Raw genomic sequence first — 15335 nt, forward strand, 5'->3', positions numbered from 1 at the left:
AAGATCGACTACACCCCGCTACCCCAGGCGCACGTTACGCGATACCGAGGGCGGGCGCGGCGCCACCGACGGGGTCCGGGGCGGCCGGCGGGGAGGTCGCCCGCGCCGGGTGCGGGTCGACCGCCAGGCGGGCCCCGAGCACCACGAAGAACAGGAGCATGAGCAGCAGGGACTTGCCCCAGGAGCCGATGCTCGCCGCCTGCCGGGCCAGGCTGTCGCCGCCGTCGTCGAAGAGGCGGATGATCCCGATGAACAGCACGGCGTCGATGCACCAGCCGGCCACCCACCAGCCCCACCGCACCCGGACCAGCGCCAGCAACGGCAACACCCACATGAAGTACTGCGGGGAGTAGACCTTGTTGAACGCCAGGAACACGCAGAGCATCGCGGTCCCGACCTGCACCCACGGGTAGGCGCCGCCGGTCCGCCGGGCGACGAACCAGCCGGCGACGAGCGCAACCAGCCAACCGATGGCGATGACCGCGACGCTGAACCGGTCGACGGTCTCCGTCGTCCAGTCCGGGAAGCCCCATTCGTAGATCGAGTTGCCGTCCAGGTTCACCGGGCGGCCGGCCTGGAACGCGTACGTCGCCCACCAGCCCTTGAAGTTGATCGCCATGAACGGGCCGTTGGCGGCCAGCCACGCGCCCGCCCCGGCGCCCGCCACCAGGGCGGCGCCCCTTCTGTCGCGGGCGACGAGCCGCTCGATGAACAGCGGGAGCAGGAAGAACCCGGGGTAGATCTTCGTGGCGGCGCCGAGACCGAGGCACGCGGCTGACAGCCCGAAGCGCCGGCTCCGCCACGCGAGCACCGCGCCGAGCGTCCACGCGACCGGCAGCAGGTCCCAGTTGTAGACCGAGTAGAACACCATCGCGGGCGCGGCCGCCCAGATGAGCGCGCGCCAGCCCACGAGCGTGACCAGCTGCCACGCGATGGCCAGCGCCACGGGCAGCAGGAACACCGCCGACCAGCCGAGGAACTCACCCGAGTTGTCGGCCGGCAGGGCCGTGGCCCACATGAACAACCCGGTGAGTACGGGGTACTCCACGGCGCCGTTGATGAGGGTGCCGGGCGGGTCGGCCGCGGGCTGCAGGTCCCCGCGGATGTACGGCATCTCGTGCAGGTCGATGCCCCGCCCCACCCACAGGTACTGGATGTCGGTCACGCAGACGAGCCGGTAGCTGTTGGCGAGGTTGCGCGAGTAGCCCCACTCGTCGTACGGCGGACCGGAGCACGGCGTCTTCGACAGGTAACTCGCGAGCACCATCGTCCCGGCAAGCGCCATCACGACCAGGAGCGCGGCCCGGCCGCTGGTCCACCGTCGCCAGTCCACCACGGCATCCCTCCGGCATCGAAAACGTTTCGGATGCCGCGGACCATAGTGATCACGCCACACCGTCCGCAAGGCGAACGGATGTACGCCGATCTCTATGCGCTCCCACGCGCCCGGCCGGACCGTCTCGACGGCCCGAAAGTCTCGGCAGGACGCGCCTCGGTCAGGGTGGGCTAATCAATCTTGGGACCGGACACGCGGATTTCCGCGTATTCGGTCCCAAGATTGAATGTGGAGATCATCCACGCAGCGTTGGCGGTGACACTTGGCGGCGCGGATGGGTCGGCCGCTACGTGGCGCGGGCGAGGGTGACGCCGAAGCGGGCGTCCGGGTCCGTCCACCAGTGGCGCGTCTCGAAGCCGGCCGTGGCCAGCTCGTCCGCCAGGCCGGCGGGGCGGAACTTGGCCGACACCTCCGTGCGCAGCTCCTCGCCGGCGGCGAAGTTCACGTCGAGGTCAAGGTCCGCGATGCGGACCGCCATCGGGCGGGTGGCCCGCAGTCGCATCTCGATCCACTCGTGGTCGGGATCCCAGAGCGCCACGTGCTCGTACGCGTCCACGTCGAAGTCCGCGCCCAGCTCCCGGTTGACGACCCGCAGCACGTTCCGGTTGAAGTCGGCGGTGACCCCGGCCGCGTCGTCGTACGCGGGCACCAGCACGGCCGGGTCCTTCACCAGGTCGGCGCCGAGCAGCAGCCACTCCCCCTCGTCCAGCACCGTGCGCAGCGCCGACAGGAACGCGGCCCGCTCGGCCGGCACCAGGTTGCCGATGGTGCCGCCCAGGAACGCGACGAGCCGGCCGCCGACGCGCGGCACCGCCCACAGGTGCCGGGTCAGGTCGCCCACGATGCCGTGCACCGCCAGGTCCGGATACTCCACGGCGAGGCGGGCCACCGCGTCGCGCAGCGCGGCCACCGACACGTCCAGCGGCACGAACGCGCCCAGCGTGCCGTGTCCGAGCAGCGCGTCGAGGAGCAGCCGGGTCTTCTCCGACGAGCCGGAGCCCAGCTCGACGAGCACCTTGGCGTCGGTGATCCGGGCGATGTCGGCGGCCCGCCCGACGAGGATGGCCCGCTCGGTGCGCGTCGGATAGTACTCCGGCAGGCGGGTGATCTGTTCGAACAGTTCGCTGCCCCGGGCGTCGTAGAACCACTTGGGCGGCAGCCACTTCAGGTCGGCGGCCAGCCCGGTCGCCACGTCGGCGCGCAGCGCCCGGGCCAGGTCGGCATCGTCTAGGTGCACGTCAAGCTCGGTCATGGTCTCCCCAGGAGGTGATGTCCAGAGTGGACGCGGTGGCGACGAGCAGGTGCCCGTCGGGAACGGCCCGCCAGGCGGGGTTGTCGTCGAGCGGTTCGGAGCTGACCAGCACGGAGCCGGGCCGGGTCAGCACGGACAGGGCGTGGCCGCGGGTGGTCGCGGCGACGCGTACGCCATCGGTCAGGAGCAGGTTGAGCCGCGAGCCCGGCGCCGCGTCGACCACCTCGGCCACCGTCTCGGCCGCGGCCTTCGCCAACGGCGCGCCCGCCCGCAGGCGGGCGCGGACCAGCGCCCACAACAGCGCGGCGTCGGTGGGCGCGTCGAGGGTGAGCAGGTCGCGGGTGGGCAGCGCCGCGGCGAGCGCGGTCACCGAGTCGGGCCAGCCGGCCACCACCCCGTTGTGGCTGAACAACCACGGCCCCTCGCCGAACGGGGCCGCGGCGTGCTCCGTCACCGGCATCCCCACGGTCGCCGAGCGCACGGCCGCCAGGACCGCGCCCGCGCTGGTGGTGGCCGCGAGCGCGGGCAGCGAGGGGTCGCTCCACAGCGGGTCGCCGCGCCGGTAGCGCACCGGCGCGGACGCGCCCGGCGGATACCACCCCACGCCGAAGCCGTCGGCGTTGATCGTGCCGCCGCCGCGCATGTCGCGCGGCGCCCAGGACTGTCTCGCCAGGGAGTGCGGCGGGTCGAACAGCCACGTGGACAGCGGCGCGGGCGGACCGAGATAGGCCAGGTGACGGCACATCAGCCCAGCTCGTCGGGGCGCACGTCGCGGGCGCAGCGGAACCCGCTGAAGATCTGCCGCCGGATCGGGTAGTCCCAGTTGCGGAACGTGCCCCGGCACGCGGCCGCGTCGGTGCCGAACGAGCCGCCGCGCAGCACCTTGTAATCGGAGCCGAAGAAGACCTCCGAGTACTCCCGGTAGGGGAAGGCGACGAAGCCCGGGTAGGCCCGGAAGTCCGACGCCGTCCACTCCCAGACGTCGCCGATGAGCTGGTGCACGCCCAGCGGCGACGCGCCGTCGGGGTAGGCGCCGACCGGGGCTGGCGACAGGTGGCGCTGGCCCAGATTGGCGTGGTCGGGGCCGGGCGGGTCGTCGCCCCAGGGGAAGCGCCGCGACCGGCCCGTCGCGGGGTCGTAGCGGGCGGCCTTCTCCCACTCGGCCTCGGTGGGCAGCCGGCGGCCGGCCCAGGCCGCGTACGCCTGCGCCTCGAAGAAGCACACGTGCACCACCGGCTCGTCCGGCTCGACGGGCACGGTGCGGCCGAACCGCGTGTGCGCCCAGCCGTCGCCGTCGCGGCGCCAGTGCAGCGGGGCGACCAGCCCGGCCTCGTGCCGGTGCGCCCACCCGCACGGGCTCCACCAGCGCGGGTCGTCGTAGCCGCCGTCGGCGATGAAGCGCTCGTACTGACCGTTGGTGACCGGGGCCGCGTCGATCGCGAACGCCGGCACGTCGACCAGGTGCGCGGGCCGCTCGTTGTCCAGCGCCCACGGCTCGGTGCTGGTGCCCATCTCGAACGGCCCGCCCGGGACGAGCACCTCGCCGGCGACCGGCGTGCGCGCCCGTGGCGGCGGCGCCGCGTCGAGCACCGGCGGGCCGACCCGCAGCTGGTGCGTGGCCAGCATGGTCTCGGCGTGCTGCTGCTCGTGCTGCACGATCATGCCGAACGCGAACCCGCCCGCCACCAGCCTGCGCCCGTCGTCGAGGCGGACCCGGTCGAGCACGTCGAGGGCCTTGTCCCGCACCGTCGCCACGTACTTCCGGGCCTCGGCCGGGCCGAGCAGCGGCAGGGCGGGCCGGTCCCGCCGGGCGTGCTTGAACGCGTCGTAGAGCTCGTCGATGTCGCGGCGCACCGGCTCGCGGCCGCCCACGTCGCGCACCAGCCAGAGCTCCTCCTGGTTGCCGACGTGGGCGAGGTCCCACACCAGGGGCGACATGAGCGGCGAGTGCTGGCGCGTCAGGTCGGCGTCGTCGACGGCCCCGGTGAGCGTGGCCGTGCGGGCGCGCGCGTTCTCCAGCTGCTCGGCGACGTGGGCGCGCAACTGCTCCGTCATGATCTTTCCTCTTCGAACGGGACGGCGCCGTCGAGGCGTCGGTCAACGATGTCGGTCACGTACTGCCTGGTCACCGGGGGCAGGTCCGTGCGGTCCAGCCGGGCGCGGGCCAGGTCCAGCAGGTCGGTGGCGGCCCTGCGGACCACCCGGTCGGCCAGCCCGTCGCGGGCGGCGGGCAGCCAGCGGTCGGCGGCGCGCCCGGCCGCCTCGCGGGCCAGATCGGTGGTGGCGTCATCGGCCAGCAGTGCGGCGATCACGGCCGCCGGGGCGATCCACTCGGCGCCGGGCTGGGTGTCGAGGTAGCGGATCTCCAGGTAGCCCCTGGGCCGGACGGGCGGGAAGAGCGTGTTCAGGTGGTAGTCGAGATCGTCCACTGTGGGCGGCTCGGGCAGCGCCCCGTTGATCCAGTCGGCGAACGTCACGCCGCGCGGCGGGTCCCAGCAACCGTCCGAACGCCGCACGCACAGCAGCGGCGCGGCCAGCGCGTACCGCGCCCAGGCCGTCGCCGGGTCGCCGTCGGCGACCGGCACCGGCGCGGTGCGGGCGGGATCGATGGCGAACCAGGCGGCCATCCGGGCCGACGCCCACCCGGTGTCGCGGCCCGCGTGGCGGCGGGCCGTCGCGAACGCGGCGAGCAGCGCCGGGCCCATCTCGTGCACGGCCGCCCACCGGGCCGGCACCTGCGCCGCCGTGCCCGCGTCGAGGCACACCTGCAGGCCGGCGGTGCTGCACATCATGACGCGCCCGTCCGGGCCGCGGACGTCGAAGGACCGCTCCATGGCGGCGTAGCGCGGGGTGTCGACGAGACGGCGCGGCGGCCGGTGCGGGTCGATGCCGGTGGCGCCGAGATCCAGGCCCGCGTCGGCGAGATGGCCGGTCAGGTGGCCGATGTCCGCGGTGATGGCCCGGTGCAGCGCGCCCAGCGACGGGGCGGGCGCGGAGGAGATCTCGACCTGACCGCCGGGCTCGACGGTCACCAGGCCGCCGGCGGGCAGGGGCTGCGGGGTGCCCGATCCGCCGAGGGTGGCGGGGGCGTGCGCGCCGAGGGCGGCGCGCACGGTGGGTGGGTCCAGGTGTGCGGTCGGGGCGTCGGCGCGGTGGACCGTCCACTCCAACTCGACGCCGACGCTGGTCGGGGGCCCGGTCTTGAAACAGATGCGGGTGATATGACCTTCGGCATCCGAAACGTCGCTCAGGGTAATGACATCGGGCGTAGTGCTCCGCATATCAGTCGGCCCCCATCGCGTTGACTTCCATCGACGCTACCCGCACATCCGAGCATCCGGGTACGACAAAACCTTCGTCGCGTTGCTCACGCGATCGCCCCCGACGCGACGTTCATGCCGGATTGGCAGGTCAACGCGTCCAACCGCGTCCAAGAACGGCGATGGTTACGGCCGCGTCGGCGCACACTTCGCGCCAGCCCTCCGTACTCTTTGGAGACTCGAGATGAACGTCCCCCAGCTGAGCCGGCGACTGGCCGCCCTCGTGGCCGCCACGCTCGGTGCCCTCGTCCTCAGCGCCGCCCCCGCCTCCGCCGCGACGGCCCTGCCCACCCCGGGCGCGCCCGTCGCCACCACCGTCACCACGACGAGCATCACCATCACCTGGACGCCGTCCGCCGGCCCCGTCGCCAGCTACACCGTGCAGTTCATCGTGGGCATGTCGTCGTGGACGAACCTGGCCACGACGACCGCGACCACGTACACCCACACCGGCCTCACCGCCGACAGGGTGTACACGTACCGCGTCATCGCCAGCCCCACCGCCGACTCGGGCTACACGGCGAGCGCGGCGTCGGGGTACACGTACGTGACCACCGCGCCGCTGCCGGACAGCAGCCCGCCGACGACGCCGGGCACGCCGTTCACGACGGTCGTCTCCACCAACGCCGCGACCGTGCACACCAGCGGGTCGACCGACAACAACCGCGTCGCCGCGTACTGGGTGCAGCGGCAGGTCAACGGCGTGTGGACCGACTGGGCGAGCAACAGCGTCAGCACGATCTACCTGCGCGACCTGCAGCCGGCCACGTCGTACACGGTGGTGGTGGTCGCGGTGGACCCGAACGGCAACCGCTCACCCCGGTCGGCGCCGCTGACGTTCACCACGCGGGCCACCCAGCCCGCGCCGACCTGCAAGGTCCAGCTCACCAACTTCTACACGGGGTACATCCTGACCATGACCGTGGAGAACATGACGGCGGCCACGACCCTGACCGGCTGGACGGTCACGTTCACGATGCCGGCGAGCCACACGATCAGCTCGAGCTTCGGCGGCGCCCCGGTGACCCGCGTCGGCACCCTGGCGACCGCCACCCCGACGGTCTGGGCCGCCACCATCAACCCGGGCGGGTCCGCCCAGTTCGGCCTCATCGCCAGCTACCCGGCCGGCTCCGGCCTGCCGTCCGGGTTCACGCTCAACGGCTCCGGGGTCGCGTCGGCCGCCTGCGCCACCGCCTGATGACCGGTGTGGGGGCGCCCCGTGCGTCCCCACACCACGGCACTTGTCCGCCGACCGCGCGGACGCGAGCATTCATGCGTGGACCGATACCGGTGGTGGCTGATCCGGGCCGCCGCCGTGGTCCTCGCGGCCGGCCCGCTGCTGGACCCGACGGGCCGCTCGCCCTGGCAGATGGCGGTGCTGGCCGCCGTCGGGCTGGCCCACGTCGAGGTCGGGGCCCGCATGGCGCGCGAACGCCCCGACAGCGGTATGGGCCTGATCCTGGCCGCCGCCGGCCTGGTCTGGCTGTTCACCACCTGGGAGCACACCGGCCTGCCCGCCACGGGCGCCAGCGGCCTCGCGCTCAGCGTCTGCTACGACCCCATGGTGCTGCACTGCACGATGCTCATCCCGGCCGGCCGGCTCGTCACGCGCACCGACCGCCTGGTCGTCGCCGCCGCGTACCTCTACTGGCCCGTCGTCATCGCCGCCTACTGGCCGCTGTGGGGCGGGCCCGAGCTCACCGTGACCGAGCTGGTCGCGCTGCGCGGGGCCAGCTACCCCGTCGCGGTCGCGGTCGGCCTGACCGTCGTCTTCGTCCTGCGCTACGCGCGCGCCACCCCGGGCGACCGGCACGCGTTCGCGCCCTTCTGGACGGCCACCTTCGTGCGCGCCGCCACCACCGGCCTGGCCGGCGCGACCGCCTTCAACGGCCGGGCCTGGGCGACGGCCGTCTACGCCATCGGCGCCGGCCTCGTGCCCGTCGGCGCCGCGATCAGCCTCAGCCGCAGCCACCGCCGCGAGCTCATCGAGGCCGGCGACGCGGCCCGCCAGCGCGTCGAGCGCGACGTGCACGACGGGGTGCAGCAGCGCCTAGTCGCCGGCGCGCTGCTGCTGCGCCAGGCCAACCGCGCGGCCACGCCCGACCGCGAGCTGGTGGCGCGCGGCGCGGCCGAGGTCGAGACCGCCGTCGCCGAGCTGCGCGACCTCGTGCGCGGCCTGAACCCGCCCGAGCTGGTCCGCTACGGCCTACCCGGGGCCGTGGCCGCGCTCGCCGAGCGGTCGAGCGTCCCCGTCACCGTCGATGACCGGCTCGCCGGCGCGTCGCTGCCGGAACAGGCCGCGGTCACCGCCTACTTCGTCGTGGTCGAGGCCGTGACCAACACCGAGAAGTACGCGCACGCGCGTACCGCCACCGCGACGCTGGCCGCCGCTCGGGGCCGGCTCGTGGTGACCGTGCGCGACGACGGCGCCGGGGGCGCCGTCGCGGTCCCCGGCGGCGGACTGGCCGGGCTGCGCGCCCGGGTGGAATCGGCCGGCGGCACCTTCGACCTGACCAGCCCGCCCGGCGCCGGCACCACGGTCCGCGCGAGCCTGCCCCTGGGCGCCGCCGCGTGACCCGCGTCGTGCTCGCCGACGACGCGGTGCTGCTGCGCACGGGACTGCGCCGCGTCCTGGAGACCGAGGGCCTCACCGTGGCCGCCGACGTCGGCGACGCGGGTCAGCTGCTGCGCGCTGTCGCCGACCACCGGCCCGACGTGGCCATCGTGGACATCCGGATGCCCCCGACGTGGACGACCGAGGGGGTCCGGGCGGCCGCGGCGATCCAACGCGACCACCCGCGTGTGGGCGTACTCCTGCTGTCCCAGCACCTCGAGCGGCGCGAGGCGCTGGCGGTGCTGGAGCACCGCGGCGCCGGCGGCGTGGGCTACCTGCTCAAGGACCGGATCAGCGACATCGACGGGTTCGTCGCGGCGGTCCTGCGCGTGGCCACCGGCGGCACGGCCGTCGACCCGGTCGTCGTCGCGCAGGTGCTGCGCCGGCCCGCCGCGCTGGCCGGCGTCGAGGTGCTCTCCGCGCGGGAGCGGGAGATCCTCTCGCGGATGGCCGAGGGGCGCTCGAACGCCGGGGTGGCCGCCGAGCTGCACCTGGCCGAGCGCACGGTCGAGGCGCACGTACGCAGCATCTTCACCAAGCTGGGGCTGCACGAGGAGCCGGACAGCAACCGGCGCGTGCTGGCCGTCCTCACCCATCTGTCGGGCGGCTGACCCGCCCTACGTGTTAGCACTGATGCCCAGGTCAGGCGCCCTTTCTTAGCGTGGGTCCACAGCAGATGCTCACCGAGAAAGGTTTGCGGACATGGTGTTCTCCACACGCAGGGTCGCGGTCTTCCTGGCGGCCGCGGCGGCACTCGTCGCGACGCTGCTGGCCGTGCCCTCGCCGGCGCACGCGTCGGTGGTGTTCTTCAAGGGCGTCCAGGCCAGCCACGGCTTCGTCGACTTCAACGCGGACGGCAGGGCCGACTTCTGCCGGCTGACCGACGTGCCGGTCTGCTCGCTGTCCACCGGCACGGGCTTCAACCAGACCTTCTCCGCCCCGGGCCAGGACCTCGGCTGGGCCGCCGGGCGGGCGTGGGTCGACTTCAACAACGACGGTCGCGCCGACTTCTGCCGCGTCGTCGGCAGCATGTACAAGAGCGCGCAGTGCACGATCTCGACGCCGGACGGCTTCGGCGCCACCTACACGTCGGTGTCGATCGACCCCGGTTACGACTCCGGTCGGGCCTGGATCGACTACAACGCCGACGGGCGCGCCGACTTCTGCCGCGTCGTCGGCCTCGGCAGCTACCAGCTGGCGTGCCTGAGGTCCACCGGGAGCGGGTTCGAAACGACGTCGGTGACGTCGGCAACGCTCGACCCCGGCTATGACGCCGGCCGGGCGTGGACCGACATCAACGGCGACGGCCGCGCCGACTACTGCCGGATCGTCAACAGCTCCAACAAGTACGCGCAGTGCACCCCCGCCAACAGCGCGGGCACCGGCTTCAACCTGCCCGTCAGCTCGAACGCCCTGGACCCCGGCTACGACGACAGCCGCCGCTGGGCCGACGTCAACGGCGACCACCGCGCCGACTTCTGCCGCATCACCGGGGTGTTCTCCTACTCCGTCGTCTGCACGGTCTCCAACGGGACGACGTTCGGGTCCGTCTTCACCACGGGCATGGACACGGGTGCCGGCGGCACGGGCCTCTTCGGCGACGTCAGCGGCGACGGTCGCGACGACTTCTGCCGGCAGACCGGGTCGACCGTCACGTGCACCCTGTCGACCGGCGGTGGCTTCAACGGCAACCTCACCGCCGCCACCAGCAACTGGGACAACGCCGGCCTGGCCGACATGAACGGCGGCGGGCGGGCCGACTTCTGCCACACGGTGAACAGCGTGCCGTCCTGCACGCTGTCCAACGGCTCCTCGTTCGGCACCCGCTTCGGGCCGGTCTGACCGGCGCGGCCAGGGGCGGGCCGGTGCCGGTCCGCCCCGGGCCGCTAGCCTGCGGTAGTGAGCGAGCCCGCGCCCATCGACGCCGACGTCGACCTGCACGTCCCCGCCGAACGGGCGGAACTACGGCCGAGCCCCGTCCCGGTGCTCGCCGCCATCTCGGCGGGCGGGGTCCTCGGGGCGCTGGCCCGCTACGGCGTCTCGCTGGCCTGGCCGCACGCGCCGGGCCAGTTCGCCTGGTCGACGTTCGTCGTCAACGTGTCGGGGTGCCTGCTCATCGGCGTACTCATGACGCTCATCACCGAGAAGGTGGCGACCTGGCGGCTGCTGCGGCCCTTCCTGGGCGTCGGGGTCCTCGGCGGGTACACGACCTTCTCCACGTACGTGGTGGACATCGGCCGGGCGGCGGGCGCGGGCGCGGCCGGGGTGGCGCTGGCCTACCTCGCCGCGACGCTGGTGGGAGCCGTGCTGGCGGTGTGGGCGGGCGCGTCGGTCACCGCCTGGGCGATCCGGGCCGCGCTCCGGGTTTCGCGATGACGCTGCTGCTCATCGCCGTGGGCGCGGCGGTCGGTGCCCCGCTGCGTTATCTGGCCGACCGCGCCGTGCAGGCCCGCCACGACTCGGTGTTCCCGTGGGGGACGCTGGCGGTGAACGTGTGCGGGAGCCTGGTGCTGGGCTTCCTGACCTGGCTGCCGACGAACGGGCCGGTCGGCGCGCTGCTCGGGACCGGCTTCTGCGGGGCGCTCACCACGTACTCGACGTTCTCCTACGAGACGCTGCGGCTGACCCAGGAGGGTTACCGGTTCTACGCGCTGGCGAACGCGGTGGCGAGCGTGGTCGCCGGGCTGGGGGCGGCCGCGGTCGGCGCGCTGCTCGCGTGGGCCGTCACGGGGTCGTGACGGGGTCGCCGGCGGCTGGCGACCCCGTCACCTGGGAACGTCAGACGCTGGTGGCCGCGCGGCGGTAGGCGAGCAGGCCCACGACCAGGCCCGCGAGGCCGAGAACGAGGCCGGCCAGACCGAGCAGGGTGCCGACCGACGAGTCGCCGCCGGCGGAACCGCCGCCGTGCCCGCCCGCCGCGTCGGCGTGGGGTTCGTCGCTCACGACGGCCACGGCCCCGTGGGCGCCGCCCGTCGCCTTGGCCAGCTTGAGGACGGGCGCCGGGTGCTCGGGCGAGCTGCCGTCGGTGGCCGGCTCGTCGATCCAGCGGACCACCTCGCCGGTGGAGTACGTCTGCAGCGCCTTGAAGATCAGCTGGTCGACCTCGGGCAGCGGCCCGAGCGACGCCTCGAACTCCTGGAACTCGCCCGGCTTGATCTGCACGCCCTTGTCGGCGGTCCAGGTGATCTTCGAGACGACCTCCTTGACCTCGCGGTCGTGCACCTTCAGCGGGGTGGCGAGCGTGGTCTTCTCCGTGGTGGCCGTCCAGCCGGCCTGGGGGCGCAGCGACACCGACGCCACCGGCGCGTCGGCCGGCAGGCTGATCTCCAGCTTCACGGTGCCCGCGTTGTCCCGTTCGTTCGGCACCCGGAACGCCACCTTGGCGTACCCGCCCTGGGTGGCGTTCGCCGCGTTCACCGTCACGTGGGCGGCGGCGGGCGACGCCGTGGCCAGGACAACCGCCCCGACGGCGGCAAGGGCCGCCCCGGCGCGCAGCAGGATTCGACGCATGAGCGCGTACTCCATTTCGCACAGATCGACAGCGCCGGCAGCTGACCCGCCGCGCACGAGACATTGGTCGTCCGGGTGTCCTGGAGAGTTCCCGCCGAATCGAGGTGAACACCGGGTGCCCGGGCGGAGCGACAGCCGACACGGGACGGCGACGGCTGATCCGCGTAGCGGCCGACATCTGGACCTTTACGCACGTCACTCCGCCGTGTTCTGCCCGCGCAACGGTCCAGACGTCGGCGCGACAGGAAGGCGGGCGCTGGCACCGGTCCCTCGCGATCACCCGGGCGGACGTTGGGACGGAACACGCGGACTTCCGCGTGTTCCGTCCCAAGATCGCTGGTCTCAACCCCGCGTTCGCGGCGACATATCCGACATGCGCGGGCAGGCTCAACGTCCCGCCCGTGGGCGGCCGCGATATGGCCATCTACGTGCGGAACGCAGGGGGCGGGTTTCGCACGGAAGTGGCCATTCGTCGGCGGGGGCGACGCGGATGAGGTCCGCGGTCACCCGGAGGCCGGCCTTATGCGCCCCACCCCGCCTGTTCGCCGCCCACCCGCTCGGCCTTGATCTTGTCGAAGTAGCCGGACCGTCGGTACGCCTCCAGCGGCTCGGGGTCGAGCCCCAGGTCCTCGCGGAAGTCGCGCAGCAGCGGTCGGACGTCCGTGTGGTACGCGTCCATGAGCGCCTCGTTGGCGCCCAGCACGTCCCCGGCGTCCTGCGCGGCGCGCAGCGCGTCATGGTCGACGAGCAGCGCCTTGGCGGTCGCCTCCTGCACGTTCATCACCGACCGGATCACGGCCGGGATCTTCGGCTCGATGTTGTGGCACTGGTCGAGCATGTACGCGATGCCCGAGGCCGGCCCGACCGCGTCGGCCAGCACGATCTCGTGCATGATCCGGAACAGCTGGAACGGGTCGGCCGCGCCCACCATGAGGTCGTCGTCGGCGTAGAACCGCGAGTTGAAGTCGAACCCGCCGAGCTTGTCGGCCCGCAGCAGCTGCGCCACGATGAACTCGATGTTGGTGCCCGGCGCGTGGTGCCCGGTGTCGATGACCACCTTGGCCTTCTCGCCCAGCGCGACGCAGTGCAGGTAGGCGGTCCCCCAGTCGGGCACGTCGGTCATGTAGAACGCCGGCTCGAACAGCTTGTACTCCAGCAGCATCCGCTGCCCGTCGCCGAGCCGCGCGTAGACCTCGGCGAGCGAGTCAGCGAGCCGGTCCTGACGCCGCCGTACGTCGTCCTGACCCGGGTAGTTCGTGCCGTCGGAGAACCACAGCTTGAGGTCGCGCGACCCGGTGAGGTCCATGATGTCGACACACTCCAGCAGATGCGACGTCGCCTTCGCGCGGATCGCCGGGTCCGGGTTGGTGACGCTGCCGAGCATGTAGTCGTTGTCCTGGAACACGTTGGAGTTGATGGTGCCCAGCTCCGCGCCGAGCTCGCGGGCGTGCCGCGCCAGGTCGGCGTAGTCGGCCACCTTGTCCCACGGGATGTGCAGCGCCACCGTGGGGGCCACCCCGGTGAAGCGGTGCACCGTGGCCGCGTCGGCGATCTTCTCGTACGGGTCGCGGGGCACGGCCTCCTGTCCGAACACCTTGAACCGGGTGCCCGAGTTCGCGTACGCCCACGACGCGGTCTCGATCCGCTGCGTGCGCAGCACGTCCCTGACCCGCGCAAGGTCCGTCATCGCGCTTCCCCCAACTGTTCGTCCAGGTTGAACACCTCCGGCAGGACCCGCATGCTCCGGTCGGCCCGCCGGCCGGCGAAGAACGGGGCCATGTCCGCCTGCCACCGGGCGTTGACCTCGGTGGCGTCCATCGCGGCCAGGGCCGCGTCGAAGTCCTCCGTGAGGAGGTAGCCGACGAGCAGCCCGTCATCGCGCAGGAAGAGGGAGTAGTCGTGCCACCCGGTGTCGCGCAGGGCGGCCAGCATCTCGGGCCAGACCTCGGCATGGCGGCGCCGGTACTCCTCCAACATCTCCGGTCGCACCTGAAGCGTGAAACACACCCGCCGCACGCCAGCCCCCTTACGATCTCGAAACGTTTCAAAGAGTTGGGCGCGTCGATATTATCCATTTTCGATGTGTGCGCATAGCCGTGCCGATCGGTGCCCCGGATCGGGTGCCCCACACGGTTGACACGTTTTACCGCCCGCCTACGCTATGGAGCCATGTCGACGACCAGCATCAAAGAGGTCGCACGGCACGCCGGCGTCTCGCTGGGCACCGTGAGCAACGTGCTCAACCACCCTGACCTCGTCGCCGCCGACACCCGCCGCCGCGTCCTGGACGCCATCGCCGAGCTGGGCTACGTGCGCAACGAGTCGGCCCGCCAGCTGCGCGCGGGCCGCAGCCGGCACATCGCGATCGTCGTCCTCGACGTCGCCAACCCGTTCTTCACCGACGTGGTGCGCGGCGCCGAGGACGCGGTCGAGGACAGCGGCGTCGCCGTCATGGTCTGCAACAGCGCCGACAACGCCGGCCGCGAGCAGCGCCACCTCGACATCCTGGAGGAGCAACGGATCCGGGGCGTCCTCATCACCCCCGTCGACGACTCGCGCGGGTCGCGGCTGGAGAAGTTCATCCAGCGCGGCACGCCGGTCGTCCTGGTCGACCGGAACTCCGGCCGGCACAACCGCTGCTCGGTCGCCGTCGACGACGTGCTCGGCGGCCGGCTCGCGGGGCGGCACCTGGTCGGGACGGGCCACCGGCACATCGCGTTCGTCGGCGGGCCGCTCACCATCCCCCAGGTCGCCGACCGGCACTCCGGCGTCGCGGCCGCCGTCGCCGACCACGACGGGGTGACCCTCACCGTCCTGCCCACCCCGAACCTGACCGTGGCGGCGGGCCGCGCGGCGGCCGGCGAGCTGGCCGACCTGGCCCCGGCCAGCCGGCCGACGGCCGCGTTCTGCGCGAACGACCTGCTCGCCCTCGGCGTACTCCAGGAAATGACCAAGCGCGGTCTGCGGGTGCCCGACGACATCGCCATCGTCGGGTACGACGACATCGAGTTCGCGGCCGCCGCGGCCGTGCCGCTGTCCTCGGTGCGCCAGCCGCGCGAGCAGCTCGGCCGCACCGCCGCCCAGCTCCTGCTGGAGGAGATCGAGGCGGGCGACAAGCACGAGCACCGGCACGTCGTGTTCCAGCCGGAGCTGGTGGTCCGCGCGTCCAGCGAGGTCGCCCCGAAACCGAGGCGCGCCAAGGATCCCTGACGGCGGCTGCGCGGCCGCCGAACCGGACGAACGAGCGCTAGGTGACTGGTGTTCAACGGGGTGCCGGGCTGCGGGTGTGGGTCGGCCTGTCCC

At 73.0% G+C, this 15335-nt stretch carries 15 protein-coding genes; 7 read left to right on the plus strand and 8 right to left on the minus strand.

Annotated features, from left to right (window positions below; genetic code table 11):
- Positions 1-34: 34 nt before the first annotated feature.
- The 5 genes from ABD211_RS15475 to egtA form a co-directional block, all read right to left on the minus strand.
- The gene (locus ABD211_RS15475) at positions 35-1333 is read right to left on the minus strand and encodes a hypothetical protein (RefSeq protein ID WP_344131412.1); all 1299 of its coding nucleotides are present in this window, start codon (positions 1331-1333) and stop codon (positions 35-37) included.
- A 289-nt stretch (positions 1334-1622) separates the two neighbouring features.
- A complete protein-coding gene (egtD, locus tag ABD211_RS15480; RefSeq protein WP_344131415.1) occupies positions 1623-2588 on the minus strand; it encodes an L-histidine N(alpha)-methyltransferase in 966 nt (321 codons plus the stop codon).
- Positions 2575-3333, minus strand: a complete 759-nt coding sequence (gene egtC / locus ABD211_RS15485; protein WP_344131418.1) for an ergothioneine biosynthesis protein EgtC — start codon at positions 3331-3333, stop codon at positions 2575-2577. Before egtC ends, egtD begins: the two co-directional genes overlap by 14 nt.
- Positions 3333-4643 (minus strand): ergothioneine biosynthesis protein EgtB, encoded by a 1311-nt coding sequence (gene egtB, locus ABD211_RS15490; RefSeq protein WP_344131421.1) that lies wholly within the window; start codon positions 4641-4643, stop codon positions 3333-3335. Before egtB ends, egtC begins: the two co-directional genes overlap by 1 nt.
- The gene (gene egtA, locus ABD211_RS15495) at positions 4640-5869 is read right to left on the minus strand and encodes an ergothioneine biosynthesis glutamate--cysteine ligase EgtA (RefSeq protein WP_344131424.1); all 1230 of its coding nucleotides are present in this window, start codon (positions 5867-5869) and stop codon (positions 4640-4642) included. The genes egtB and egtA overlap by 4 nt, the downstream gene beginning before the upstream one ends.
- 223 nt (positions 5870-6092) lie before the next feature.
- Here egtA and ABD211_RS15500 point away from each other — a divergent pair, with 223 nt between their 5' ends.
- The 6 genes from ABD211_RS15500 to crcB all read left to right on the plus strand — a co-directional run bounded on the left by ABD211_RS15500 (position 6093) and on the right by crcB (position 11260).
- Positions 6093-7106, plus strand: a complete 1014-nt coding sequence (locus ABD211_RS15500; protein WP_344131427.1) for a cellulose binding domain-containing protein — start codon at positions 6093-6095, stop codon at positions 7104-7106.
- A 78-nt stretch (positions 7107-7184) separates the two neighbouring features.
- Positions 7185-8483, plus strand: coding sequence for a sensor histidine kinase (locus tag ABD211_RS15505; protein ID WP_344131430.1), 1299 nt, complete (start codon positions 7185-7187; stop codon positions 8481-8483).
- A complete protein-coding gene (locus ABD211_RS15510) occupies positions 8480-9133 on the plus strand; it encodes a LuxR C-terminal-related transcriptional regulator (protein ID WP_344131433.1) in 654 nt (217 codons plus the stop codon). The genes ABD211_RS15505 and ABD211_RS15510 overlap by 4 nt, the downstream gene beginning before the upstream one ends.
- Positions 9134-9224: 91 nt before the next feature.
- Entirely contained in the window at positions 9225-10364 is a 1140-nt protein-coding gene (locus ABD211_RS15515; protein ID WP_344131436.1) for an FG-GAP repeat domain-containing protein, read from the plus strand.
- Between the two features lie 57 nt (positions 10365-10421).
- On the plus strand, positions 10422-10898 hold the full coding sequence (locus tag ABD211_RS15520) for a fluoride efflux transporter FluC (RefSeq protein ID WP_344131439.1): 477 nt from the start codon (positions 10422-10424) through the stop codon (positions 10896-10898).
- Positions 10895-11260, plus strand: a complete 366-nt coding sequence (gene crcB / locus ABD211_RS15525; protein WP_344131442.1) for a fluoride efflux transporter CrcB — start codon at positions 10895-10897, stop codon at positions 11258-11260. Before ABD211_RS15520 ends, crcB begins: the two co-directional genes overlap by 4 nt.
- A gap of 40 nt (positions 11261-11300) precedes the next feature.
- Here crcB and ABD211_RS15530 read toward each other — a convergent pair whose 3' ends face one another.
- The 3 genes from ABD211_RS15530 to ABD211_RS15540 all read right to left on the minus strand — a co-directional run bounded on the left by ABD211_RS15530 (position 11301) and on the right by ABD211_RS15540 (position 14048).
- Complete coding sequence (locus ABD211_RS15530; RefSeq protein ID WP_344131445.1) at positions 11301-12032, minus strand: YcnI family copper-binding membrane protein; 732 nt, start codon at positions 12030-12032, stop codon at positions 11301-11303.
- Positions 12033-12552: 520 nt separating this feature from the next.
- Positions 12553-13719 (minus strand): L-rhamnose isomerase, encoded by a 1167-nt coding sequence (rhaI, locus tag ABD211_RS15535; protein WP_344131448.1) that lies wholly within the window; start codon positions 13717-13719, stop codon positions 12553-12555.
- Positions 13716-14048 carry an L-rhamnose mutarotase gene (locus ABD211_RS15540; RefSeq protein ID WP_344131451.1) on the minus strand — a complete coding sequence of 111 codons (333 nt, stop codon included), beginning with the start codon at positions 14046-14048 and terminating at the stop codon, positions 13716-13718. Before ABD211_RS15540 ends, rhaI begins: the two co-directional genes overlap by 4 nt.
- A 153-nt stretch (positions 14049-14201) precedes the next feature.
- Here ABD211_RS15540 and ABD211_RS15545 point away from each other — a divergent pair, with 153 nt between their 5' ends.
- Positions 14202-15242 carry a LacI family DNA-binding transcriptional regulator gene (locus ABD211_RS15545; protein WP_344131454.1) on the plus strand — a complete coding sequence of 347 codons (1041 nt, stop codon included), beginning with the start codon at positions 14202-14204 and terminating at the stop codon, positions 15240-15242.
- Positions 15243-15335: the final 93 nt, after the last annotated feature.

It is taken from the genome of Luedemannella flava, from assembly GCF_039528515.1.
In the GTDB taxonomy this organism is placed as follows: Bacteria; Actinomycetota; Actinomycetes; order Mycobacteriales; family Micromonosporaceae; genus Luedemannella; species Luedemannella flava.